Here is a 23,682-nt window from a genome sequence, read left to right as displayed (position 1 = left end):
ACGCGCCACCCGGGGCCGTTGTGCGGTGCGGGGGGGTCAGCCCTCGGTCACACCCAGCTTCTCCAGGATCAGCTCCTTGACGCGGGCCGCGTCGGCCTGACCGCGGGTCGCCTTCATGACCGCGCCGACCAGGGCACCGGCCGCGGCGACCTTGCCGCCGCGGATCTTGTCCGCGACGCCCGGGTTGCCGGCGATGGCCTCGTCGACGGCGGCGGTCAGCGCGCCCTCGTCGGAGACGACCTTCAGACCGCGCTTGTCGACGACCTCGTCCGGCGTGCCCTCACCGGCGAGGACGCCGAGGATGACCTGGCGGGCCAGCTTGTCGTTCAGATCGCCCTTCGTCACCAGTTCGGCGACGCGGGCGACCTGGACCGGCGTGATCGCCAGCTCGTCGAGCGCCTTGCCCGACTCGTTGGCGCTGCGGGCCAGCTCGCCCATCCACCACTTGCGGGCGGAGGTCGCGTCGGCGCCGGCGTCGATGGTGGCGACGATCGGGTCCAGCGCTCCGGCGTTGAGGATGGACTGCATGTCGTTGCCGGAGATGCCCCACTCCTCGCGGAGCCGGTTGCGGCGCACCAGCGGCAGCTCGGGCAGGGCGGACCTGATCTCCTCGACCCACTCGCGCGAGGGGGCCACCGGCACCAGGTCGGGCTCCGGGAAGTACCGGTAGTCCTCGGCCTCCTCCTTCACGCGGCCCGAGGTGGTGGACCCCGTGTCCTCGTGGAAGTGGCGGGTCTCCTGGACGATGGTGCCGCCGCCGTTCAGCACGGCGGCGTGCCGCTGGATCTCGAAGCGGGCCGCGCGCTCCACGGAACGCAGCGAGTTGACGTTCTTGGTCTCGCTGCGGGTGCCGAACTTCTCCCGGCCGTGCGGGCGCAGCGACAGGTTGACGTCGCAGCGCATCTGGCCCATCTCCATGCGGGCCTCGGACACGCCGAGGGCACGGATCAGCTCGCGCAGCTCGCGGACGTAGGCCCGGGCGACCTCGGGGGCGCGCTCGCCCGCTCCCTCGATCGGCTTGGTGACGATCTCGATGAGCGGGATGCCGGCGCGGTTGTAGTCCAGCAGGGAGTGCGAGGCGCCGTGGATGCGGCCGGTGGCACCGCCGACGTGCGTCGACTTGCCGGTGTCCTCCTCCATGTGGGCGCGCTCGATCTGGACGCGGAAGGTCTCCCCGTCCTCCAGCTGCACGTCGAGGTAGCCGTCGAAGGCGATCGGCTCGTCGTACTGGGAGGTCTGGAAGTTCTTCGGCATGTCCGGATAGAAGTAGTTCTTCCGGGCGAAGCGGCACCACTCGGCGATCTCGCAGTTCAGCGCGAGGCCGATCCTGATCGCCGACTCGACGCCGGTCGCGTTGACGACCGGGAGCGCGCCGGGCATGCCGAGGCAGACGGGGCAGGTCTGGGTGTTCGGGTCGGCGCCGAGCGCGGTCGAACAGCCGCAGAACATCTTGGTCTTGGTGCCGAGTTCGACATGGACCTCGAGGCCCATGACGGGGTCGTACGACGCCAGCGCGTCCTCGTACGACACCAGGTCGGTCGTGGTGGTCACGGTGAAACTTCCCTCTCAGCCCAGCAGGACGTCGTCGTCGCCGAGCCGCTTCAGCTCGCGGTAGAGCAGGGCGAGGCCGGTGACGACGCCGGCCGCGGTGACGACGGCGTCGACGAGGCGCAGCGTGTCGTTCTCCACCCGCGCCTTCTTGATCTGCTTGGCGACGCCGATCGCGCCGAAAGCGGTGGCCGCCATGGACATGTACGTACCGGACTTGGACTTCTTGAAGCCCTTGGCCTTGGTCAGTGCGCTCACAGCGACGGTGCCTCCTCGATCAGCGGGTGGCCCCACTGTTCCACGAAGGCGGCCTCTACGGCGGCGCCGACCTTGTACAGCCGGTCGTCCTTCATGGCGGGGGCGATGATCTGCAGACCCACCGGCAGGTTGTCCTCGGGGGCGAGGCCGCAGGGCAGCGACATGGCCGCGTTGCCCGCCAGGTTGGTGGGGATGGTGCACAGGTCGGCCAGGTACATCGCCATCGGGTCGTCGGCGCGCTCGCCGATCGGGAAGGCGGTGGTCGGGGTCGTCGGGGAGACGATCACGTCGACCTGCTCGAAGGACCGCTCGAACTCCTGCTTGATGAGGGTGCGGACCTTCTGGGCGCTGCCGTAGTACGCGTCGTAGTAGCCGGAGCTGAGGGCGTACGTGCCGAGCATGACGCGCCGCTTGACCTCGGGGCCGAAGCCGGCCTCGCGGGTCAGGGAGGTGACCTCCTCCGCGGAGTGCGTGCCGTCGTCGCCGGTGCGCAGGCCGTAGCGCAGGCCGTCGAAGCGGGCGAGGTTGGAGGAGCACTCGGAGGGCGCGATCAGGTAGTACGCCGACAGGGCCAGGTCGAAGGACGGGCAGTCCAGCTCGACGATCTCGGCGCCGAGCGACTTCAGCAGCTCCACGGACTCGTCGAAGCGCTGGATGACGCCGGCCTGGTAGCCCTCGCCGCGGAACTGCTTGACGACGCCGACGCGCATGCCCTCGACGCTGCCGTTGCGGGCGGCCTCGACGACCGCGGGGACCGGGGCGTCGACGGAGGTGGAGTCCATCGGGTCGTGCCCGGCGATGACCTCGTGCAGCAGGGCCGCGTCCAGGACCGTGCGGGCGCAGGGGCCGCCCTGGTCGAGGGAGGAGGAGAAGGCCACCATGCCGTAGCGCGAGACGCCGCCGTAGGTCGGCTTGACGCCGACCGTGCCGGTGACGGCCGCGGGCTGGCGGATGGAGCCGCCGGTGTCGGTGCCGATGGCGAGGGGGGCCTGGAAGGCGGCGAGGGCGGCGGAGGAGCCGCCGCCGGAACCGCCGGGGATCCGGGTGAGGTCCCAGGGGTTGCCGGTCGGGCCGTAGGCGCTGTTCTCCGTCGAGGACCCCATGGCGAACTCGTCCATGTTGGTCTTGCCGAGGATGACGACGCCGGCGGCCTTCAGGCGCTTGGTGACGGTCGCGTCGTAGGGCGGGATCCAGCCTTCGAGGATCTTAGAGCCCACGGTGGTGGGGATGCCCTCGGTGGTGAAGATGTCCTTCAGCGCGAGCGGCACGCCGGCCAGCGGGCCGAGCTTCTCGCCGCGCTCGCGCTTGGCGTCGACCTCTCGGGCCTGGGCGAGCGCGCCCTCGCGGTCGACGTGCAGGAAGGCGTGCACCTTCTCGTCGACGGCCTCGATGCGGGCCAGGTGGGCCTCGGTGACCTGGACGGCGGTCAGCTCGCCGGAGGCGATCCGCGCGGCGATCTCGGCCGCGGTGAGCCTGGTGATGTCGCTCATGGGTGTTACTCCTCCCCCAGGATCTGCGGCACCTTGAATCGCTGCTGCTCCTGGGCCGGGGCGCCGGAGAGCGCCTGCTCGGGCGTGAGCGACGGACGGACCTCGTCCGGCCGCATGACGTTCGTCAGCGGGAGCGGGTGCGAGGTCGGCGGTACGTCTTGGTCGGCGACCTCGCTGACGCGGGCGACCGCGCCGATGATGTCGTCGAGCTGTCCCGCGAAGTGCTCTAGCTCTTCGGGCTTCAGCTCCAGACGCGCCAGCCGGGCGAGGTGGGCGACCTCCTCGCGCGTGATGCCAGGCATGCAGCGTTCCTCTGGGGTGAGTGTGTTTCTTCGGGCAGGTCGGTTTGGCCCAATCCTATGGGGAGCGGGCAGGTGGTCGTTAAACGGTTTCGGCCGAGGGCCTACCCGACCCGCCCCGGGTCGTCCCCGGCGGCGGCCGGCAGCGCCGGCGCGGGCCGCTGCCATCCGCGCGAGCCCCGGGCCCGCAGCCACGCGGTCGTCTCCTCCGGCGGCATCGCGGCGGCGACCAGCCACCCCTGCACGGCGTCGCAGCCCAGGTCGCGCAGGCGCTCCCAGGTCTCGTCGTCCTCGACGCCCTCGGCGACGACGAGCAGCCCGAGGGAGTGGGCGAGGTCGACGGTGCAGCGCACGATCTCGGCGTCCTCGGCGTCGACGGCGAGCCGGGCCACGAACGAGCGGTCGATCTTCAGCTCGCTCACCGGGAGCCTGCGCAGGTGGACGAGGGAGGAGTAGCCGGTGCCGAAGTCGTCGAGGGACATCTTCACGCCGTGCCCGGTCAGCGCGTTGAGGGTGTCGGCGGCGCGCTGCGGGTCCTCGAGCAGGACGTGCTCGGTGATCTCCAGTTGGAGCGCTCCCGCGGGGACGCCGTGCCGGGCCAGCCGGCCGGCCACGGCGCCCGCGAAGCCGGGGGTGTGCACGTCGCGCGGGGAGACGTTGACCGCGACCGGCACGAAGAGGCCCTGGGCGCGCCAGCGGGCGACCTGTCCGAGCGCGGTCTCCAGCACGTACTCGGTGAGGTGGGGCATCAGGCCGGAGGACTCGGCGATGGCTATGAACTCGTCCGGCGGGACCTTGCCGCGCTCGGGGTGCACCCACCGCACCAGGGCCTCCAGGCCGGCGACCTGGCCGTCGAAGCGCACCTTGGGCTGGTAGTGGAGCTGGACCTCGTGCGCGTCCAGGGCCCGGCGCAGGTCGCCCAGCAGGCCGAGCCGGTCCGGGGTGTTGGAGTCCCGCTTGGACTCGTAGACCTCCACGCCGGTGCGGTCCCGCTTGGCCTGGTACATCGCCACGTCGGCGCGGCGCAGCAGGCCCTCGGCGTCCAGCGCGTGGTCGGGGAAGACGGCGACGCCGGCGCTGGCCTCCAGGACGAGGGTGAGTCCGTCCAGGTCCATCGGGGAGCTGAGCGCGGCGACGAGCCCCCGGGCGATCCGGGTCGCCGACGTGGTGGAGTCGGCGACGGGGAGTAAGACGGCGAACTCGTCACCGCCGAGGCGGGCGACCTCCGCCCCGCGCGGCAGGGCGTGCCGCAGCCGGTCGGCGGTCTGGAGGAGCAGCCGGTCGCCCGCGAGGTGGCCGAGGGTGTCGTTGACCGAGCGGAAGCGGTCGAGGTCGATCAGCATCAGGGCGGCGCGGGCGCCGATGCGCTCGGCGTCGTCCAGCGCGCTCCACGTCCGCTCCAGGAGCCACTGCCGGTTGGGCAGTCCGGTGAGGGGGTCGCGCAGCTGCTCCTCGGCGCGGGCGCGGGCGATCCACAGGGTGGAGTCGAGGGCGATCAGCGGGATGGCGAACAGCGGCAGCAGCAGGGGCTTGGCGACGGCGACGACGCAGACCAGCGGGGCGATGCCGAGCAGGGCGACGGCGACGAGCCCCTGCCTGACCAGGGCGGTGCGGGCGACGGTGGGCAGGCCCGCGCGGGGCACCTGGAGGTACCACAACAGGGCGCGGGTGACGGCGAGATAGGCGGCGGCGACGAGCACCACCTTGGGAGCCGCGTAGACGCCCCAGGTGTCGGGGTCCCAGGGTTCCTCCACCGACGGGACGGAGCCGCAGACGCCCAGCAGCAGGGCACCCGCGGCGACGCCGAGGATGTCCACGGCGCCGTGCAGGACGCCCTGGCGCCAGCGGCCCCGGCGGGCTATGCCGACGAGGACGACGACGGTGAGGCTGACCATGCCGGCCGGAATCCAGCCGTACAGCAGCAGGACGGAGAGGGTGAGGGCGGAACCGGAGCCGGTGCCGCCCCACCAGCGGGAGCGGCCGAGCATGACGAGGTGGCCGACGACGATGCCCGCCAGCACGGCCAGGGACCAGCCCGCGGTGCCGGCCGGGAAGAGGGCGTGGCCGTCGGAGAAGGCCCGGTAGAAGCCGGCCCCCAGCACGAAGGCGGCGCCCGCGACGATCGCCGCGGGCAACGCGGGCCAGGACAGGTGCCGTTCGCCGTCGGCGTCGGGCAGGCCGGGGGCGTGGCCCGGGGCCGGCGGCACCGATCCGCGGGCGCCCGCGGCGGGATACGGGGTGCCGCCCACCCGCCCGCCCGCCCAACGGCCCGCGTGCCACGCGTCCGCCATGCGACGCAGGCGCAGCCGTGAGCCCGCGGCGGCGCTCTCGGTCGGTTCCATTCCCGTCCCTCTCACAGCCTGGGGTGCCCACGCCACGCGGTCCGGCGCCCGACGACCGTCGACGGCACCGCGTGGGAAGACCCTGCCCCTGTCCCTCGCGGCAGGGGGATGCCCCGACCGCGGCTGGGCACGGCGGGTGCACACCTCAACAGTAGGCCGCGGAAGGCTTCCAGGGGCACCGGTCGTCGACGGTTGCCCGAATGCGACCCGGCCACCCTTATGCATCTGATATGCGCCTATCGAGTGGCCTTCAACCGCTATTCCTCAGCCGAAAGTGCGACGTCGGCCGCCGCTTCGGCCCCCTGTTCGAGCAGGACGGTGAAGCCGTCCTCGTCCAGAACCGGAACCTTCAGCTGCATCGCCTTGTCGTACTTCGACCCGGGACTGTCACCGACGACGACGAAGGACGTCTTCTTGGACACCGAACCGGTCACCTTGGCGCCCCTGCTCTGGAGGGCGTCCTTGGCGCCGTCCCGGGTGAAGTTGTCCAGGGTGCCGGTGACGACGACGGTGAGCCCTTCGAGGGGGCGGGGGCCCTCGTCCTCGCCGCTCGAACGGTCCTCCAGCGGGACTCCGGCCGCCTTCCACTTGCGCACGATCTCGCGGTGCCAGTCCTCGGCGAACCACTCCTTGAGGGCGGTGGCGATGGTGGCGCCCACGCCGTCCGTGTTCGCCAGCTCCTCCTCGGTGGCCTGCTCGATGCGGTCGATGGAGCGGAACTCGCGGGCCAGGGCCTGGGCGGCGACGGGTCCCACGTACCGGATGGAGAGGCCGTTGATGAAGCGGGCGAGCGGCCGGGTCTTGGCCTCCTCGATGTGCGCGAGCAGCGAGAGGGTGTTCTTCTTCGGCTCGCCCTCCTTGTTGGCGAAGACCGTGACGATCTTCTCCTCGCCGGTCTTCGGGTCGCGCTTGGGCAGTCCGCTGTCCTGGTCGAGGACGTACGCCTTGATGGGCAGCAGCTTCTCGACGGTGAGGTCGAAGAGGTCGCCCTCGTCGGCCAGCGGCGGCTCGGCCGGTTCGAGCGGACCGGTGAGGGCGGCGGCCACGACGTCGCCGAAGTGCTCGATGTCGAGGCACTCGCGGCCGGCGAGATAGGACAGGCGTCCGCGCAACTGGGCGGGGCATCGGCGGGCGTTGGGGCAGCGGAGGTCGATGTCGCCCTCCTTCATGGCCCGCAGCGGCGTACCGCACTCGGGGCACTCGGCCGGCATCACGAACTCCCGCTCGCTGCCGTCCCTGAGGTCGGCGACCGGGCCGAGGATCTCCGGGATGACGTCGCCGGCCTTGCGCAGCACCACGGTGTCGCCGATGAGCACGCCCTTGGCCTTGACCACGTCCTGGTTGTGCAGCGTGGCGAACTCGACCTCGCTGCCGGCCACGGTGACCGGCTCGACCTGCGCGTACGGCGTGACCCGGCCGGTGCGGCCGACGCCGACCTTGATGTCGACGAGCTTGGTGTTGACCTCCTCCGGCGCGTACTTGTAGGCGATGGCCCAGCGGGGGGCGCGGGCCGTGGAGCCGAGCCGGCCCTGGAGGCGGATCTCGTCGAGCTTGACGACGACGCCGTCGATCTCGTGCGCCACGGAGTGGCGGTTCTCGCCGTAGTACGCGATGAACTCGCGGACGCCTTCGAGGCCGTCGACCACCCTGTTGTGCGGGGAGGTGGGCAGGCCCCAGCTCTTCAGCAGGTCGTACGCCTGGGAGAGGCGGGTCATGCCCGAGTAGCCCTCCAGGACGCCGATGCCGTGGACCACCATGTGCAGCGGGCGGGTGGCGGTGACGCGCGGGTCCTTCTGGCGCAGCGAACCGGCGGCCGCGTTGCGGGGGTTGGCGAAGGGCTTGTCGCCCGCCTCGTTCAACCGGGTGTTCAGTTCCTGGAACTTCTCCATCGGGAAGTAGACCTCGCCGCGGATCTCCACCCGGTCGGGCACCTCGTCGCCCCGGAGCCGCTCGGGGATCTCGGCGATGGTGCGGACGTTGGGCGTGATGTCCTCGCCGGTGCGGCCGTCACCGCGGGTGGCGGCGCGGACCAGGCGGCCGCGCTCGTAGGTGAGGTTGACGGCGAGGCCGTCGACCTTCAGCTCGCACAGGAAGTGGTACTCCTGCTCGCCCAGCTCCCTGGCGATGCGCTCGGTCCAGGCGGCCAGTTCCTCGTCGTTGAAGGTGTTGTCGAGGGAGAGCATGCGCGTGGGGTGGGCCACGGCCGTGAACTCGGTCTCGTAGGAGCCGGCGACCTTCTGGGTCGGGGACTCGGGGGTGCGCAGCTCCGGGTGGCGCTCCTCCAGCTCCTCCAGGGTGCGCAGCAGCCGGTCGAAGTCCGCGTCGCTGACGACGGGGGCGTCCTTCACGTAGTACCGGAAGCGGTGCTCCTCGATCTGCTCAGCGAGCTGCGCGTGCTGCTCCCGCGCCTGAGCCGGCACGCTTGTCGTCTCCGCCTGCTTGTCGCCGGCCACCGTCATGTCCTCCCGTTACTCTGGGTTGTCCGCGAGGGATCTCGCCGCCCGGACGCACTGGGCGAGGGCCCGGCGGGCGTACGCGGGGGAAGCGCCCGCGAGTCCGCACGACGGGGTGACGGTGACCGCCTCCGCGAGCAGCTCCGGCCGCAGCCCCAGCCTGCGCCACAGCGTCCTGACACCCATGACGCTACCGGCAGGGTCTGACAATGCGGTGTCCGTGCCGGGCACGACACCGGCGAGCAGCCGGGTGCCGGACTCGGCGGCCTCGCCGATCGCGTCGTCGTCACGCTCGGTGAGCAGGGAGAAGTCGAAGGAGATGCCCGCGAAGCCCGCGCGGCGCAGCAGGGCGAACGGCACGTCCGGTGCGCAGGAGTGGACGACGACGGGGTCGCCGCCGCTCTGCGCCCCGGCGACCTCGCGCAGGGCGGCCTCGACGAGCTGGCGGTCCACGGCGCGGTGGGTGCGGTAGCCGCTGGCGCTGCGGACCTGGCCGCGGAGCACGGCGGTGAGGGACGGTTCGTCCAGCTGGAGCACGGGACGGGCGCCGGGGACGCGGCGCCGGATCTCGGCCAGGTGCAGGCGCAGCCCCTCGGCGAGCGAGGCGGCGAGGTCGCGGCAGGCGCCCGGGTCGGACAGGACGGCCTCGCCGCCCCGCAGTTCGAGGGCCGCGGCGAGCGTCCAGGGGCCGACCGCCTGGACCTTCAGTGGCCCCTGGTAACCCTGGGTGAACTCCTCCAGGGCGTCGAGGTCCTCGCCGAGCCAGGCCCTGGCCCGCTTGGTGTCGCGTCCGGGCCGGTCGCCGAGCCGCCAGCCGCTGGGCTCCACGCGCGCGTACAGCTCGACGAGCATCCCGGCGGTGCGGCCGATCATGTCGGCGCCGGGGCCGCGGGCGGGCAGTTCGGGGAGGAAGGGGAAGTCCTCGAAGGTGCCGGTGGCGGTCTTGACGGCCTCACGGGCGTCGTCCCCGGGCAGGGAGCCGACGCCCGTGGCGGGGCCGAACGCGGTCTGGCTGTTTTCACTCACCGCAGCAGCCTACGGAACCCCGCGCCGCCGTCACCTGCCCGGTCGCACCGTCAGGTCGTTGATCTCCGCGTCCCGCGGCAGGTCGAGGGCGGTCAGGATCGTGGTGGCGACCGACTCGGGGTCGATCCACTTCGACGGGTCGTACTCCTTGCCCTCCTGCTGGTGCACCTTCGCCTGCATGGGGCTGGCGGTGCGGCCCGGGTAGACGGAGGTGACGCGGACGCCGTTCGCGTGCTCCTCCTGGCGCAGCGCGTCGGCGAGCGCCTTGAGGCCGTGCTTGGAGGCGCCGTACGCGGACCAGCCGGCGTGGGCGTTGAGCCCGGACCCGGAGTTGACGAACACCACCTGGCCCTGGGCGACGCGGAGCTGGGGCAGGAAGAGGCGGGTCAGCTCGGCCGGCGCGATCAGGTTGACGGCCAGCTGGTGGCGCCAGGTCTTCGGGGTGAGGTCGCCGACCGTGCCGAGGTCGACGACGCCGGCGATGTGCAGCAGCGAGTCCACGCGGTCGGGCAGCGTCTGGTGGGAGAAGGCCCAGGAGAGCTTCTCCGGGTCGGCCAGGTCGCCGACCAGCGTCTTGGCACCGGGGTGGGCCGCCGCCAGCTCCTTGGCGCGGCCCGCGTCGCGCGCGTGCAGGACGATCTCGTCGCCGCGCTCGTGCAGGCGGCGGGCGACGGCCGCGCCGATGCCGGAGCCCGCTCCGGTGATCACATGTGTAGCCATGTCCGCCATGCTCGCATCACCGGCGGCTCACGCGATGCCCCGGCTCTCCTCCAGGTAGGCGAGGGCGCCGACCGGCTCCTCGGCGAAGAAGACCAGCTCGGTGAGGGGCCGGGGCAGGAAGCCCTCGTCCTCCATGCGGCGGAACTGCTCCCGCAGGCCGTCGTAGAAGCCGGCCGTGTTGAGCAGGACGACGGGCTTGTCGGTGTGCCCGTGCTTCTTCAGCTCCAGGATCTCGGTGGCCTCGTCGAGGGTGCCGGTGCCGCCGACCATGATGACCACGGCGTCGGCCTTCTCCAGCAGCAGCCGCTTGCGCTCGGCGAGGTCCTTCGCGATCACCATCTCGTCGGCGCCCGCGCGCGCCTTGGCGGCCAGGAAGTCCACCGAGACCCCGAGCAGCCGGCCCCCGGACTCCTGTACGCCGTCGGCGACCACCTTCATCAGACCGGTGTCGGAGCCGCCCCAGACGAGGGTGTGGCCGCCCTTGCCGAGCAGTCCGCCGAACTCCTTCGCGGGGCCCGTGTAGCGCTCGTCGAGGTCGGCGGCGGAGAGGAAGACGCAGATGTTCATGGGGGCAACGGTACGTTCGGCGCCCGGCGGGGAAGAACCCGGCTTCCGGACGCGCTGAACCGTGGGAACCCACTGTCCGAGGAGGACGACCGTGAGCAAGGGACACATCATCACCGTGGAGCCGAGCGGCCGGCACGTGCGCGCGGTGCACGGCGGCCAGGTCCTGGCGGAGAGCGACAAGGCGCTGGTCCTGCACGAGACGGGCTGCCCGGACCGCTTCTACATCCCGGCCGAGGACGTGCGCCTCGACCTGCTGACAGCCTCCGGCACGCGGACGCACTGCCCCTTCAAGGGCGACGCGTCCTACTGGTCCCTGCCGGACGCGGCGGACCTGGTGTGGGCGTACCCGGAACCGAAGGCGGAGGTGGCCGAGATCAAGGACCACCTGTGCTTCTACGACGTCGAGGTGTCCTGAGGCGGCCCGTGTCCTGAAGGATTAATCGCGTGCCGTAGGGCAGTCTGCACAGGCATGGAGCACACCCTTTCGCGCGACGGCACGCGCATCGCCTACGAACGCACCGGCCGGGGGCCCGCGGTCGTCCTCGTCAGCGGCGCCATGTCGACCGGCGCCACGACCGCGCCCCTGGCCGCGGAGCTGTCGGACCGCTTCGACGTCACCGTGTACGACCGGCGGGGGCGCGGCGGGAGCGGCGACACGGCGCCCTACGCGGTGGAGCGCGAGGTCGAGGACCTGGCGGCGCTGATCGAGGCGGTGGGCGGCGAGGCCAGCCTGTACGGCATGTCGTCGGGCGGTGCGCTGGCGCTGCGCGCGGCGGCGAGCGGGCTGCCGGTGCAGCGGGTGGCGGTGTACGAGGTGCCGTACGCGATGGACGAGGCCGCGGCCCGGTCCGCCGCGGACTACACCGAGAAGCTCGCCGCGGCGCTGGGCAGGGACGCGCGCGGGGAGGCGGTGGAGCTGTTCCTGCGCCGCACCGGTCTGGGCGAGGACATGATCCGGGGCGCCCGGCAGTCGCCGATGTGGCCGGGCATGGAGTCGGTGGCGCCGAGTCTGGCGTACGACGACGCGGTGCTGGGCGACAGCCGGGTCCCCGTGGGCCCGATCGCCTCGGTCACCGCTCCCCTGCTGGCCCTGGCGGGCGGCGCGAGCGACGCGTGGTGGCACGAGGCGGCGCGCGCGGTGGCCGAGGCGGCACCGAACGGCACGTACGGCACCGTGGCGGGGCAGGCCCACATGGTGGAGCCGGGGGTGCTGGCGCCGGTGCTGACGGAGTTCCTGGAGCGGTGAACCCACGCGGCCCCGGCAGCGCCGGCGGGCGCTCTCGCGGGCGTCCGGAGTGGGCCGGGCACGGGTGTCAGGCGGCGCCGGCCCGCGCGCGTGTGGTGGACGCGATCGTCGCCGAGCCCACCACGCGCGTGCCGTCGTACAGCACGATCGCCTGGCCGGGGGCGACGCCGCGCACCGGCTCCGTGAAGGTGACCTCCAGGGCGCCGTCGACCGGCTCGGCCCGGACCTCGGTCTCGCCGCCGTGGGCGCGCAGCTGGGCCGTGTAGGCCCCGGGGGCGGTGGGGGCGGCGCCGCACCAGCGGGGCTTGATCGCGCGCAGGGCGTCGACGTCCAGCGCCTCGGCCGGGCCGACCGTCACGGTGTTGTCCACCGGGGAGATGTCCAGGACGTAGCGCGGCTTGCCGTCGGGGGCGGGGGTGCCGATCCTGAGGCCCTTGCGCTGGCCGATGGTGTAGCCGTAGGCGCCCTCGTGGGTGCCGAGCCGGTTGCCCGCCTCGTCGACGATGTCGCCCTCCGCCCTGCCCAGGCGGTTGGCCAGGAAGCCCTGGGTGTCGCCGTCGGCGATGAAGCAGATGTCGTGCGAGTCGGGCTTCTTGGCCACCGCGAGGCCCCTGCGCTCGGCCTCCGCGCGGATCTCGTCCTTGGTGGTGAGGGTGTCGCCGAGCGGGAACATGGCGTGGGCGAGCTGCCGGTCGTCCAGCACGCCGAGGACGTAGCTCTGGTCCTTGGCCATGTCGGAGGCGCGGTGCAGCTCGCGGACGCCGTCCTCGCGCAGGATCACCTTGGCGTAGTGGCCGGTGCAGACGGCGTCGAAGCCGAGGGCGAGCGCCTTGTCGAGCAGGGCGGCGAACTTGATCTTCTCGTTGCAGCGCAGGCACGGGTTCGGGGTGCGGCCGGCCTCGTACTCGGCGACGAAGTCCTCGACCACGTCCTCGCGGAACCGGTCGGCGAGGTCCCACACGTAGAACGGGATGCCGATGACGTCCGCGGCGCGGCGCGCGTCGCGCGAGTCCTCGATGGTGCAGCAGCCCCGGGCGCCGGTGCGGAAGGACTGCGGGTTCGCGGAGAGCGCGAGGTGGACGCCGGTCACGTCGTGCCCCGCCTCGGCCGCGCGGGCGGCGGCGACGGCGGAGTCGACCCCGCCCGACATGGCGGCGAGGACGCGGAGGGGACGGGTGCGCTGCGGGGTGTCAGTCATAACCCCTCCAGAGTACGGGGAGGGCGGGAACCGGAGCGCGCGAGTATGCGTTGAAGATCGCATGGGGGCGAAGCACGAATCCACGAGTGAGCCCGCGGACGGGTCCGCGGGCGGGTCTGGCGACGCCGACCGGCGGATCGGCCGGCGGGCGCTGATCGTCGGCGGTGCCGCCGCGGCCGTGGGCACGGCCGTGCTGGCCCGCGACGAGCTGGCCCGGCTGTGGTGGCGGGTGCCGGGCGTCGAGCGGCCCCGCGAGGAGGGCGCGGTGGACTACGCGGGGGCGCGCTGGGTGGCGGCGGCGGACGCGAACTGGCGGCGGGCCGACCGGCCGGACGACTTCGGCGTCGACATGGTGATCGTGCATGTCACCCAGGGCACTTTCGACAGCGCGGTGAAGGCGTTCCAGGACCCCGGCCACCAGGCGGCCACGCACTACATCGTGGGGCAGGACGGGGGCGTCACCCAGATGATCCGCGAGCTGGACGTGGCGTACCACGCGGGCAACCGGGAGTACAACGAACGCAGTGTCGGCATCGAGCACGAGGGCTTCGTGGACCGCCCGCAGGACTTCACCGACGCGATGTACGCGGCCTCCGCGCGGCTGACGGCGCGGATCTGCGCGCGGTACGGCATACCCCTGGACCGCGAGCACATCATCGGCCACGTGGAGGTGCCGGGCACCGACCACACCGACCCGGGTCCGCACTGGGACTGGGAGCGGTACATGAAGCTGGTGCGCCGGGCGGCCACGAGCAGGCCGTCGCCCGCTCCCTCGGGCTCCGGCACGAAGAGCGCGTAGGTCCGCCCGCGTCCGGTGGCCCGGTGCCGACGTGTCCTACGTCAGTCCGGCCGCCCGCGCCCGCTCCACCGCCGGGCCGATCGCCTTGCCGAGCGCTTCCACGTCGGCCCGCGTGGAGGTGTGGCCGAGCGAGAAGCGCAGGGTGCCGCGGGCCAGGTCGGGGTCGGTGCCGGTGGCCAGCAGGACGTGGCTGGGCTGGGCGACGCCCGCCGTGCAGGCGGAGCCGGTGGAGCACTCGATGCCCTGGGCGTCGAGCAGGAGCAGCAGGGAGTCGCCCTCGCAGCCGGGGAAGGTGAAGTGGGCGTTGGCCGGGAGCCGGCCCCCGGGTGCCGGGTCGCCGCCGAGGATCGCGTCCGGGACCGCCGTACGGACCGCGTCGACCAGGTCGTCGCGCAGGGCGCCGATCTCGCGGGCGAACCACTCGCGCCGCTCGGCGGCGAGGCGTCCGGCGACCGCGAAGGAGGCGACGGCGGGCACGTCGAGGGTGCCGGAGCGGACGTGGCGCTCCTGGCCGCCGCCGTGCAGCACGGGCACCGGGGTGTACTCGCGGCCCAGCAGCAGCGCGCCGATGCCGTAGGGGCCGCCGATCTTGTGGCCGGAAACGGTCATCGCGGCGAGCCCGGAGGCGGCGAAGTCGACCGGGAGCTGACCGAAGGCCTGGACCGCGTCGGCGTGCAGCGGCACCCCGAACTCGGCGGCCACGTCGGCGAGTTCACGGACCGGCAGGATGGTGCCGATCTCGTTGTTGGCCCACATGACGGTGGCGAGGGCGACGTCGTCGGGGTTGCGGGCGAGCGCCTCGCGCAGTGCGTCGGGGCGCACGCGGCCGTGGGCGTCCACCGGCAGGTACTCGACCCGGGCGCCCTCGTGCTCGCCCAGCCAGTGGACGGCGTCGAGGACGGCGTGGTGTTCGACGGGGCTGGCCAGCACCCGGATGCGGGCCGGGTCGGCGTCGCGCCGGGCCCAGTACAGACCCTTGACGGCGAGGTTGTCGGCCTCGGTGCCGCCGGAGGTGAAGACCGTCTCGCTGGGGCGGGCGCCGAGCGCCTCGGCGAGGGTCTCGCGGGCCTCCTCGACGGTGCGCCGCGCCCGGCGGCCGGACGCGTGGAGCGAGGAGGCGTTGCCGGTGACGCCCAGGTGGGCGGTGAGTGTCTCGACCGCCTCGGGGAGCATCGGGGTGGTCGCGGCGTGGTCGAGGTAAGCCATGGTGAGGCCGATTCTACGGGGCACTTGTCCCCGGCCTCAGGGCAAGGTCGGCCTCACAGGCTCCACGACATCGTGTTGTCCGTGGCCATGAACGCCACCAGGACCAGCAGGTCGGCGACGCCCAGGCCGAGACCGAGGAGGGCCCGGCCGCGGCGGGCGGTGCCGCGCCACAGGGCGACGGAGGCCAGGGCGATGGCGATCGGGCCCAGGAAGACGTTGAGGACGAGGAGGCCGAGCAGTCCGAGGACGAAGGAGGCGACGGCCATGCCGTCGGTGTCCCGGATGCCGGTGCGGCGGGCGGAGCGGGTGGCCGGTGCGGTGAGCTGCATGAGGTTCTCCCTGCTGGGCTGCGGGTCCGGGCGTCAGTGGGCGGAGGTGCCCCGTCGGCGGCCGAGCCGCTCGCGGAGCGCGAAGACGCCGAGCCAGACGGCGATGACCAGGCCGGCGGCGACGGAGAAGGTGAGCGGCGCGTGGGCGACGGTGCCCAGCACCACACCGAGGAGCAGCAGTGCGACGACGAGAAAGACCATGGCGCGGATCCCCCAATCTTTGGTGACCGGCTTCGGTGAACGTTTGTGGTCACAGTTGTTCACTGACTACCCAGTCTAGCGCGCTCCACGGCTTTCCAATTCCGGAGAACAGTTGTTAACTGCATGGCATGAGTCACACTCCCGGCGCCCGGCAGGCCCAGAAGCTCAAGACGCGCCAGGCGCTCCTGGACGCGGCCCTCGTGCTGCTGGAGGAGCAGAGCCTGAGCAGTCTGGGCCTGCGGGAGGTCACCCGTGCGGTGGGCGTCGCGCCGACCGCCTTCTACCGGCACTTCCGCTCGACGGCGGACCTGGGGGTGGCGCTGGTCGAGGAGGCGCTGGGCAGCCTGCACCCGATGATCCGGACGACCGTGTCGCCGGCCGGGGACAGCGACGAACGCATCGCCCGCGCGGTCGAGTTGATCGCCGGTCACGTGGCCGCGCACCCGGCGCACGTGCGCTTCGTCGCCCGTGAGCGGCACGGAGGCGTGCAGCCGGTGCGCGAGGCCATACGGGAGGAACTGGCCCGGTTCGCCGAGGAGGTGCGGGCCGAGCTGGCCAAGGACGCGGAGTCGGCGGGCTGGAGCGACGCGGATCTGCGGATGCTGGCCGGTCTCTACGTCGACCAGATGCTGATCACGGCCTCGCTGTTCCTGGAGACCCTGGACGCTCCCGAGGAGGAGCGCCGGCTCGCGGCGCGGACGGCGGAGCGGCAGCTGCGGCTGATCAGCGTGGGCCGCCGGCACTGGCTGGACTGACCGGCCCCCGCGGGAACGGGGACCGGGCACCCGGCGCGGCGCGGGTCAGCCGAGGCGGACCCGGGCGAGCTGGCGGGACTGGGCGACCAGCCGGTCGGCGCTGTCCCAGACCTCGGCGTCCTCCTCCAGGAAACCGCCCGCGAGGTTGCGCGTGGTGACGGAGACCCGCAGCGGGCCCGGCGCCGGGCGGCAGCGCACGTGCGCGGTCAGCTCGACCGTCGGCACCCAGCCCTTCAGGCCCAGCTCGAAGGCGGTCGGGGGCAGCGCGTCCACCGCCAGGAGCAGCGACAGCGGGTCGGCGTCCCGGCCGTCGGCCAGCCCGAACCAGGCCCGCATCTCGCCCCGGCCCGACGGCTGCCCGAGCGCCCAGCCCAGCGTGGCAGGGTCGAGCTTCAGCTTCAGCCGGTCGGTGATGGCGGAGCTGCCCTCGACGGGGGCGGGACCGTCCTCCGGGCCGAAGCAGTGCTCGGCCGGCGGCATCGCGGGCGGCTTCGCGGAGGTGCGGACGTCGTCGGGCAGGGTGTCGAGGTCGCCGTAGGAGGCGAGGACCCGGATGCGCTCGACCTCGTCGCCCTCGTCGTCGTACTGGAAGAGGGAGGCCTGGCCCGTGGAGAGGCCGCGGCCGGCGCGGACGGTCTCGGTGCGCACGACCGCGGGTCCCGGCCGGGAGGCGGTCAGGTAGTGGGCCGAGAGCGTGAACGGATCCGGGTGCGGGAGGGCGTCGCCCAGCGCGCGGCCCAGCACGGCCAGCAGATAGCCGCCGTTGACGGCGTTGATGATCGTCCAGCCGGCGGAGAGGTCGATGTCGTAGACGCCGGGGGCGCGCCGGGTGACGTGGGTGTCCCGGTCGAACTCGCTGTCGCCGATGGTGGCCGGCACGGCCGGGGCGGGGGCTGCTTCTGGCATGGCTGCACGGTACAGCAGGTCGCTACTAAGCGGTAGCTTTCCTTCGCTGTCCGTCCCGCGCCCGCAGATACGCCTCCAGTTCGGCGGCCCCGGCCAGCAGCGCCCGGCCGCGCGCGTCCACGCGGTCCTGCCAGTCGCGCAGGGTGGCCTCCAGCGGCTCCGGACCGCCGGCCGACCGCACCTGCTCCAGGACCGGCGCGATCCGTGCCAACGGGTAACCTCCCCGCCGGAGTTGGTGCGCCAGCCGGGCGTCCCGCACGTCGGCCTCGCCGTAGACCCGGTAACCGGTCAGCGGGTCGCGGGGCGGGCGCACCACCCCGGCACGCTCCCACTTGCGCAGGGTGGCGGGCCGGATGCCCAACTCCCGGGCGAGCGGCCCGATGAAGCGGCCGCCCGTCGCGGGCACCGCCCCGGCGGGGAGCCCCGGGCCCGCCGCCAGATCGCGCAGCGCGCCCTCCACGGCGGCCAGCGTCCGCCGGTCGTCGAGCAGTTGGACGTGGCTCTCGTCGATCAGCCGGAGGGCCTCGCCCACCGCGCCCTCGTTCACCGCCCGCATGACCCCGGACGCCGTCCGGTGGCCGTGGCCGGGCAGCAGGGCGAGGAAGGCGTCCAGCGCCCGCGCGTGCAGCGGGGTGTAGGTGCGGTAACCGTGCGCCGTGCGGTCCGCCGCCGGGAGGATGCCGGCCTCCTCGTAGTTGCGCACCGCCTGTGTGGACAGGCCGTGCCGGCGCGCCAGGTCGACGGGCCTGAGCTTTTCCCGGCTTTGAAGGTCTCGCGCCACGTCCGGCACCGTATCGCGGCCAAGTCTCCATCGAAAGTTCAACGATAGCGTTGAAGCCATGACCACTGGAATCGAGGAGATCGCGTTGCGGGTCGGGGCCGACGCCCTGCTGGGCCTGCTGCCGGCCCGGCCCCGGCTGCTCGCCCTCGGGGAGCCCACGCACGGCGAGGACGCCCTGCTCGACCTGCGCAACGACGTCTTCCGGCAGCTCGTCGAGCGGGAGGGCTACCGGACCGTCGCGATCGAGAGCGACTGCCTGGCCGGCCTGGTCGTGGACGACTACGTCACCTCGGGCACCGGCACTCTGGACCACGCGATGGAGCACGGCTTCAGCCACGGCCTCGGCGCCTCGCCGGCCAACCGCGCGCTCGTGCGCTGGATGCGCGCGTACAACGAGGACCGGCCCCCGGCCGAACGGGTGCGCTTCGCCGGCATGGACGGCCCGCTGGAGATCGCCGCGGCCGAGAGCCCCCGGGCGGCCCTCACCGCGCTCCACGACCACCTGGCCGCACGGCTCGACCCCGAGCTGCTGCCCTGCTCCGGGAGGACGCTCGACCGGCTGCTCGGCGCCGACGCCCGGTGGACCGAGCCCGAGGCGATGACGGACCCGGCCCGTTCCTTCGGGCGGTCGGCCGAGGCCGGGGAGCTACGGGCGCTCGCCGACGACCTGGTGACGCTCTTCGAGGAGCAGACGCCGCACCTGCTGGCGACGGGCCCGCGGGACGACTGGGAGCGGGCGCGGCTGCACGGGCGTACCGCCAAGGGCCTGCTGGACTACCACCGCTGGATGGCCGACGCCTCCCCGGCCCGGATGAGCCGGCTGCTGGGGGTGCGGGACCGGATGATGGCCGGCAACCTCCTCGCGCTCGCGGAAAGGGGCCCGGTGCTGGTCCACGCGCACAACGCGCACCTCCAGCGGGAGCAGAGCACGATGCGCATGTGGCAGGGCCGGGTGCGGTGGTGGAGCGCCGGCGCGCTGGCCGCCGCCCGGCTCGGCGCGGAGTACGCCTTCGTGGCCACCGCGGTCGGCACGGTCCCGCACCGGGGCGTGGACACCCCGCCGCCGGACACCCTCGAAGGGCGCCTGTACGCGCTCGGCGAGGACCGCTGCCTCGTGGACGCCGGACGGCTGGCCGCCGCGCTCGGCGGCGACGAGCGGCCCGCGCCCCGGGAGTCCCCCTGGTTCGGCTACGCCCCGCTCGACCCCGCACAGCTGGACACCGTCGACGGCGTCGTGTTCCTGAGGGACGTGCCGGAGCGGCCCTGACGGCTCACTCCCCCTCCACCACCGTCGACCGCCGGTTCCAGGCGCGCGGCGCGCGCCAGTGGAAACGCAGGGCGAGCAGCCTGAGGACGAAGGCGGTGACGACCGCGAGCGCGCTGGTGAACGGGGTGAGGGCCTCGTAGCGGATGCACAGGGCGACCATGGTGGCGCCGACGATCGCGGGGACGGCGTACAGGTCGCGGTCCCAGCGCAGCAGGGAGGGGACCTCGTTGGCGAGCACGTCGCGCAGGACGCCGCCGCCGACCGCGGTGGTCAGGCCCAGGCAGGCGGAGGCGGTCAGGCCGAGCCCGTAGTCGTACGCCTTGGTGGTGCCGGCGACGCAGAACAGGCCGAGCCCCGCCGCGTCGAAGATGTTCACGCCCGTCTGGAGGCGCTCCACGTGGGGGTGGAGGAAGAAGACCAGGACCGTGGCGAGCAGCGGGGTGACGAAGTACCCGAGGTCCGTGAAGGCCGCGGGCGGCACGGCCCCGATGACCAGGTCCCGGAACAGCCCGCCGCCGAGGGCGGTGACCTCGGCGAGGACGGCGATGCCGAACACGTCGAAGTTCTTGCGTACGGCCAGCAGCGCGCCGGAGATGGCGAAGACGAAGATGCCGATCAGGTCGAGCGTGTGCTGGACGGTGGGGCTGAAGAGTTCCTCGTACACCCGGCCATTCTCACCCGCCGACGAGCCCCCGCCCCACGCGGCGTGGGTCGGGGGCTCGTCGGCCTGCGGGTCACTTCTCCTTGGCGGGAGGCTCCTCGTCGGTGACCTCGGGGGCCACGGGGGCCTCCGGGGTGTCCGTCTTGGAGGTCGCCGGGGCGTCCGTGCTGGAGGTCGCCGGGGCGGCGGCCTCTTCGCCGGGCTCGTCGGTCGACGTGGCGGTCACGTCGTCGGTCGACGCGGCGGTCGCCTCGTCAGGTGCCGCGACGGTCGACGGGGCGGTCATTTCGTCGTTGGCCTCGGCGATCGCCTCGACCTCCGCCGCCACGGCCGCCGACGTCGCCGCCGACTCGGCCAGGGCGTCCTCCGACACCAGCTCCGCGGCCTCCTTGGCGGCCGTGAGCAGGACGACGTCCTGCGGGGCCTGGTCCTCGAAGTTCTCCGGGTGGTGGCAGGCCACCTGCTGGCCCGGCCGCAGCTCCTTCAGCGGCGGCTCGGTGGTCGTGCAGATCTGCGTCGCCTTCCAGCACCGGGTGTGGAAGCGGCAGCCGCTCGGCGGGGCGATCGGCGAGGGCACGTCGCCCTTGAGCAGGATGCGCTCGCTCTTGGCACCGCGGCGGGCCGGGTCCGGGATCGGCACCGCCGACATCAGGGCCTTGGTGTACGGGTGCATCGGCGTCTTGTAGAGCAGGTCGCGGTCGGCCAGCTCCATGATCTTGCCGAGGTACATCACCGCGATCCGGTCCGAGACGTGCCGCACGACGGACAGGTCGTGCGCGATGATCACGTACGTCAGGCCCAGCTCGGTCTGCAGGTCGTCGAGGAGGTTGACGACCTGCGCCTGGATCGACACGTCCAGCGCGGAGACCGGCTCGTCCGCCACGACCAGCTTCGGGTTGAGGGCGAGCGCGCGGGCGATGCCGATGCGCTGGCGCTGGCCGCCGGAGAACTCGTGCGGGTAGCGGTTGTAGTGCTCGGGGTTGAGACCGACCACCGACAGCAGCCGCTGGACCTCCTTCTTGACCCCGCCCTCGGGCTCGACGCCCTGGAGCTTGAAGGGGGCGCTGACGATCGTGCCGATGGTGTGGCGCGGGTTCAGCGAGGAGTACGGGTCCTGGAAGATCATCTGGACGTCGCGGCGCAGGGGGCGCATCCCGCCGACGCCGAGGTGCGTGATGTCCTTGCCCTCGAACTCGACCTTGCCCGCGGTCGGTTCGAGCAGCCTGGTGATCAGCCGGCCCATCGTCGACTTGCCGCAGCCCGACTCGCCCACGACGCCGAGGGTCTCGCCGGAGCGGACCTCGAAGTCGATGCCGTCGACGGCGCGCACGGCGCCGACCTGGCGCTGGAGCAGGCCCTTCTTGATCGGGAAGTGCTTCTGGAGCCCGGTGACCTTCAGCAGGGTCTCGCCGGGCGCGGCGTCCTTGGTGAGGGTGGCGCCGCTGCTCTGTGCGGGGATGGTCACCGCTGTGTCCTCTGCCTTCGCTTTGTCACTCACAGCTTCGGCGCAATCTCTTCGGTCCAGATCCGCTCCCGCTGCTCCTGCGACATGTGGCAGGCCGCCCAGTGCCTGCCGCCGACCTCGGTCAGCTCCGGGCGGACCGTGCGCGTGACGTCGTCCTTGGGCACGTCGGCGTACGGGCAGCGCGGGTTGAAGGCGCAGCCGGACGGGAGGTTGATGAGGGAGGGCGGGGAGCCCTTGACCGGGATGAGGCGTTCCTGCTGGTCGCGGTCGAGGCGCGGCATCGAGCCGAGCAGGCCCCAGGTGTAGGGGTGCCGGGGCTCGTAGAACACCTTCTCCGCCGGGCCCCGCTCGACGCACCGGCCGCCGTACATCACCAGGAGGTCGTCGGCCAGTTCGGCGACGACGCCCAGGTCGTGGGTGATGATGATGACCGCGGAGCCGAACTCCTTCTGCAGGTCCCGGATCAGGTCCAGGATCTGCGCCTGGACGGTCACGTCCAGGGCGGTGGTCGGCTCGTCCGCGATGAGCAGTTCGGGGTTGTTGACCAGCGACATCGCGATCATCGCGCGCTGGCGCATACCGCCGGAGAACTCGTGCGGGTAGCTGTCCACCCGCTTGTCCGGCTGCGGGATGCCGACGCGGTCGAGCATCTCCACGGCGCGGCGCTTGGCGGTCTTCTTGTCCACGTCGTGGTGGATGCGGTACGCCTCCACGATCTGCTGCCCGATCGTGTAGTACGGGTGCAGCGCGGACAGCGGGTCCTGGAAGATCATCGCCATGTTCCGGCCGCGCAGCTTGCGCACGTGGTCCGGGTCGGCGGAGAGCAGCTCGGTCCCGTCCAGCCAGATCTCGCCGGATATCTGGGCCTTGCGCTTGCCGTACTGGCCGGCGGTGTGCAGGCCCATGATGCCGAGCGAGGTCACCGACTTGCCGGAGCCGGACTCGCCGACGATGCCGAGGGTCTTGCCCTTCTCCAGCTGGAAGGTGAGCCCGTCGACGGACTTGACCAGGCCGTCGTCGGTGGGGAAGTGCACCTTGAGGTCGCGCACTTCCAGGAATGCCTTCGGAGCGGGCGAGGTGCCGGTGGGCTCGCCCACGGCCGCCCCGCTCTTGCTGAGTTCGGTCATGCGAGCCTCACCCGGGGGTCGATCACGGCGTACAGGACGTCCACCACGAGGTTGGCGATCAGCACCGCGAGAGAAGTGATCAGGACGACACCCAGGATAAAGGGCAGGTCCTGGTTCTGGATCGCGTCCAGCACCTTCTGGCCGAGGCCGGGGAGGCTGAACGTGGTCTCGGTCAGGATCGCGCCGCCCATGAGGGCGCCGAGGTCCATGCCGAGCATGGTCAGCAGCGGGGTCAGCGTGGACCGCATCGCGTGCTTGCGGATGACGACCTGCTCCTTGAGGCCCTTGGCCCGCGCCGTGCGGATGTAGTCCTCGCCGAGGATCTCCATCATCGTGGCCCGGGTGATCCGGGCGTACATCGCCGCGTACAGGAAGGCCAGGGTGATCCAGGGCAGGATCATGCCGCCGAACCAGCCGGAGAAGCTCTCGTCCAGCGGGACGAACTCCGCGTTGATCCACCCCAGGCTGTGGGAGAAGACCGCGAGGCTGAGCAGACCGGTGAAGTAGATCGGCAGGGAGACGCCCGCCAGCGCGACGACCATCGCACCGCGGTCCCACAGGGTGCCCCGCTTGAGCGCGGAGAGCACGCCCGCCGCGAGGCCGAAGATCAGCCACAGCACGGCCGCACCGAGCGCGAGAGCCAGGGTCACCGGGAAACGCTCGGTCAGCACCGGCCAGACGGCCTGCTCGCTGCGGAAGGAGTAGCCGAAGCACGGGGCCGCGCACTCGGTGACGTCGCCGCCGCCCGAGTAGGTCCGGCCGGCGAAGATCGCCTTGAAGAACTCCCAGGCCTGGACGAAGATCGGGTCGCCCAGGCCCAGCTTCTGGCGCACCGCCTCGACGGAGGCCGGGTCGGCCTGCTTGCCCACGAAGCTCGTGGCGATGTCGACGCCCGCCCACTTGGGGACGAGGAAGAAGATGCCGAAGACCACCAGGATGATGACCACGAGCATCACTACGGCGGCGAACAGCCGCCTGATGAGGTAAGCGAGCACAGCTTACGGCCCGCCGCGGATCGCGGGCCGCCGGAGGTCGTCC

Annotated in this window: 24 protein-coding genes; 5 read left to right on the top strand and 19 right to left on the bottom strand. The window is 72.7% G+C overall.

The features are described 5' to 3' along the window. Positions 1-36 precede the first annotated feature (36 nt). From gatB to IE108_RS23965, 9 genes are all read right to left on the bottom strand, one after another. A complete protein-coding gene (gene gatB / locus IE108_RS24005) occupies positions 37-1,551 on the bottom strand; it encodes an Asp-tRNA(Asn)/Glu-tRNA(Gln) amidotransferase subunit GatB (protein WP_064729963.1) in 1,515 nt (504 codons plus the stop codon). Positions 1,552-1,566: 15 nt separating this feature from the next. Further along, positions 1,567-1,806, bottom strand: a complete 240-nt coding sequence (locus IE108_RS24000) for a hypothetical protein (RefSeq protein WP_064729962.1) — start codon at positions 1,804-1,806, stop codon at positions 1,567-1,569. Beyond that, the gene (gatA, locus tag IE108_RS23995; RefSeq protein ID WP_064729961.1) at positions 1,803-3,296 is read right to left on the bottom strand and encodes an Asp-tRNA(Asn)/Glu-tRNA(Gln) amidotransferase subunit GatA; all 1,494 of its coding nucleotides are present in this window, start codon (positions 3,294-3,296) and stop codon (positions 1,803-1,805) included. The genes IE108_RS24000 and gatA overlap by 4 nt, the downstream gene beginning before the upstream one ends. A gap of 5 nt (positions 3,297-3,301) precedes the next feature. After that, positions 3,302-3,598, bottom strand: coding sequence for an Asp-tRNA(Asn)/Glu-tRNA(Gln) amidotransferase subunit GatC (gene gatC / locus IE108_RS23990; RefSeq protein ID WP_003973500.1), 297 nt, complete (start codon positions 3,596-3,598; stop codon positions 3,302-3,304). Positions 3,599-3,699: 101 nt separating this feature from the next. Beyond that, on the bottom strand, positions 3,700-5,937 hold the full coding sequence (locus IE108_RS23985) for a putative bifunctional diguanylate cyclase/phosphodiesterase (protein ID WP_064729960.1): 2,238 nt from the start codon (positions 5,935-5,937) through the stop codon (positions 3,700-3,702). Between the two features lie 257 nt (positions 5,938-6,194). Further along, positions 6,195-8,396 carry an NAD-dependent DNA ligase LigA gene (ligA, locus tag IE108_RS23980; protein WP_107420288.1) on the bottom strand — a complete coding sequence of 734 codons (2,202 nt, stop codon included), beginning with the start codon at positions 8,394-8,396 and terminating at the stop codon, positions 6,195-6,197. A gap of 9 nt (positions 8,397-8,405) precedes the next feature. Next, positions 8,406-9,416 carry a methionine synthase gene (locus IE108_RS23975; protein ID WP_064729959.1) on the bottom strand — a complete coding sequence of 337 codons (1,011 nt, stop codon included), beginning with the start codon at positions 9,414-9,416 and terminating at the stop codon, positions 8,406-8,408. 30 nt (positions 9,417-9,446) lie between these two features. Beyond that, positions 9,447-10,145, bottom strand: a complete 699-nt coding sequence (locus IE108_RS23970; RefSeq protein WP_107420287.1) for an SDR family oxidoreductase — start codon at positions 10,143-10,145, stop codon at positions 9,447-9,449. 18 nt (positions 10,146-10,163) lie between these two features. Beyond that, the gene (locus IE108_RS23965) at positions 10,164-10,703 is read right to left on the bottom strand and encodes an LOG family protein (RefSeq protein ID WP_064729958.1); all 540 of its coding nucleotides are present in this window, start codon (positions 10,701-10,703) and stop codon (positions 10,164-10,166) included. Positions 10,704-10,794: 91 nt separating this feature from the next. Here IE108_RS23965 and IE108_RS23960 point away from each other — a divergent pair, with 91 nt between their 5' ends. Both IE108_RS23960 and IE108_RS23955 read left to right on the top strand, forming a co-directional pair. Further along, complete coding sequence (locus IE108_RS23960; protein WP_064729957.1) at positions 10,795-11,118, top strand: DUF427 domain-containing protein; 324 nt, start codon at positions 10,795-10,797, stop codon at positions 11,116-11,118. Between the two features lie 54 nt (positions 11,119-11,172). Beyond that, positions 11,173-11,949 (top strand): alpha/beta fold hydrolase, encoded by a 777-nt coding sequence (locus IE108_RS23955; RefSeq protein ID WP_064729956.1) that lies wholly within the window; start codon positions 11,173-11,175, stop codon positions 11,947-11,949. A 67-nt stretch (positions 11,950-12,016) separates the two neighbouring features. On the opposite strand, the gene mnmA is transcribed toward IE108_RS23955, so the two are convergent. Next, a complete protein-coding gene (mnmA, locus tag IE108_RS23950; protein ID WP_064729955.1) occupies positions 12,017-13,147 on the bottom strand; it encodes a tRNA 2-thiouridine(34) synthase MnmA in 1,131 nt (376 codons plus the stop codon). Positions 13,148-13,208: 61 nt separating this feature from the next. On the opposite strand from mnmA, the gene IE108_RS23945 reads away from it, so the two are divergent. Beyond that, the gene (locus IE108_RS23945; protein ID WP_064729954.1) at positions 13,209-13,946 is read left to right on the top strand and encodes an N-acetylmuramoyl-L-alanine amidase; all 738 of its coding nucleotides are present in this window, start codon (positions 13,209-13,211) and stop codon (positions 13,944-13,946) included. 36 nt (positions 13,947-13,982) lie between these two features. Here IE108_RS23945 and IE108_RS23940 read toward each other — a convergent pair whose 3' ends face one another. Genes IE108_RS23940 through IE108_RS23930 form a run of 3 tightly spaced genes read right to left on the bottom strand, consistent with a single transcriptional unit; the run spans position 13,983 to position 15,682 of the window. Then, a complete protein-coding gene (locus tag IE108_RS23940) occupies positions 13,983-15,152 on the bottom strand; it encodes a cysteine desulfurase family protein (protein WP_064729953.1) in 1,170 nt (389 codons plus the stop codon). A 53-nt stretch (positions 15,153-15,205) separates the two neighbouring features. Further along, on the bottom strand, positions 15,206-15,481 hold the full coding sequence (locus IE108_RS23935; protein WP_064729952.1) for a hypothetical protein: 276 nt from the start codon (positions 15,479-15,481) through the stop codon (positions 15,206-15,208). A 33-nt stretch (positions 15,482-15,514) separates the two neighbouring features. Then, a complete protein-coding gene (locus IE108_RS23930) occupies positions 15,515-15,682 on the bottom strand; it encodes a hypothetical protein (protein WP_107420286.1) in 168 nt (55 codons plus the stop codon). 128 nt (positions 15,683-15,810) lie between these two features. On the opposite strand from IE108_RS23930, the gene IE108_RS23925 reads away from it, so the two are divergent. Beyond that, complete coding sequence (locus IE108_RS23925) at positions 15,811-16,437, top strand: TetR family transcriptional regulator (protein ID WP_064729951.1); 627 nt, start codon at positions 15,811-15,813, stop codon at positions 16,435-16,437. Positions 16,438-16,482: 45 nt separating this feature from the next. Here IE108_RS23925 and IE108_RS23920 read toward each other — a convergent pair whose 3' ends face one another. Together IE108_RS23920 and IE108_RS23915 are read right to left on the bottom strand one after the other, a co-directional pair. Continuing rightward, positions 16,483-17,343, bottom strand: a complete 861-nt coding sequence (locus IE108_RS23920) for a thioesterase family protein (protein WP_064729950.1) — start codon at positions 17,341-17,343, stop codon at positions 16,483-16,485. Positions 17,344-17,368: 25 nt separating this feature from the next. Next, complete coding sequence (locus IE108_RS23915; protein WP_064731976.1) at positions 17,369-18,124, bottom strand: TioE family transcriptional regulator; 756 nt, start codon at positions 18,122-18,124, stop codon at positions 17,369-17,371. Between the two features lie 58 nt (positions 18,125-18,182). On the opposite strand from IE108_RS23915, the gene IE108_RS23910 reads away from it, so the two are divergent. Next, positions 18,183-19,391: an erythromycin esterase family protein gene (locus tag IE108_RS23910; protein WP_064729949.1), complete on the top strand. Its 1,209-nt coding sequence runs from the start codon at positions 18,183-18,185 to the stop codon at positions 19,389-19,391. A gap of 4 nt (positions 19,392-19,395) precedes the next feature. On the opposite strand, the gene IE108_RS23905 is transcribed toward IE108_RS23910, so the two are convergent. The 4 genes from IE108_RS23905 to IE108_RS23890 form a co-directional block, all read right to left on the bottom strand. Then, complete coding sequence (locus tag IE108_RS23905; protein ID WP_064729948.1) at positions 19,396-20,055, bottom strand: trimeric intracellular cation channel family protein; 660 nt, start codon at positions 20,053-20,055, stop codon at positions 19,396-19,398. 70 nt (positions 20,056-20,125) lie between these two features. After that, on the bottom strand, positions 20,126-21,517 hold the full coding sequence (locus IE108_RS23900) for an ABC transporter ATP-binding protein (RefSeq protein WP_064729947.1): 1,392 nt from the start codon (positions 21,515-21,517) through the stop codon (positions 20,126-20,128). A 29-nt stretch (positions 21,518-21,546) separates the two neighbouring features. Continuing rightward, the gene (locus IE108_RS23895; protein ID WP_064729946.1) at positions 21,547-22,644 is read right to left on the bottom strand and encodes an ABC transporter ATP-binding protein; all 1,098 of its coding nucleotides are present in this window, start codon (positions 22,642-22,644) and stop codon (positions 21,547-21,549) included. Further along, positions 22,641-23,639, bottom strand: coding sequence for an ABC transporter permease (locus IE108_RS23890; protein WP_064729945.1), 999 nt, complete (start codon positions 23,637-23,639; stop codon positions 22,641-22,643). Before IE108_RS23890 ends, IE108_RS23895 begins: the two co-directional genes overlap by 4 nt. Positions 23,640-23,682 lie beyond the last annotated feature (43 nt).

Source organism: Streptomyces parvulus, from assembly GCF_014648855.1.
Classification (GTDB): Bacteria; Actinomycetota; Actinomycetes; order Streptomycetales; family Streptomycetaceae; genus Streptomyces; species Streptomyces parvulus.
Note: the sequence above shows the minus strand (reverse complement) of the source record. Positions and strands in the feature narration are given on the sequence as shown.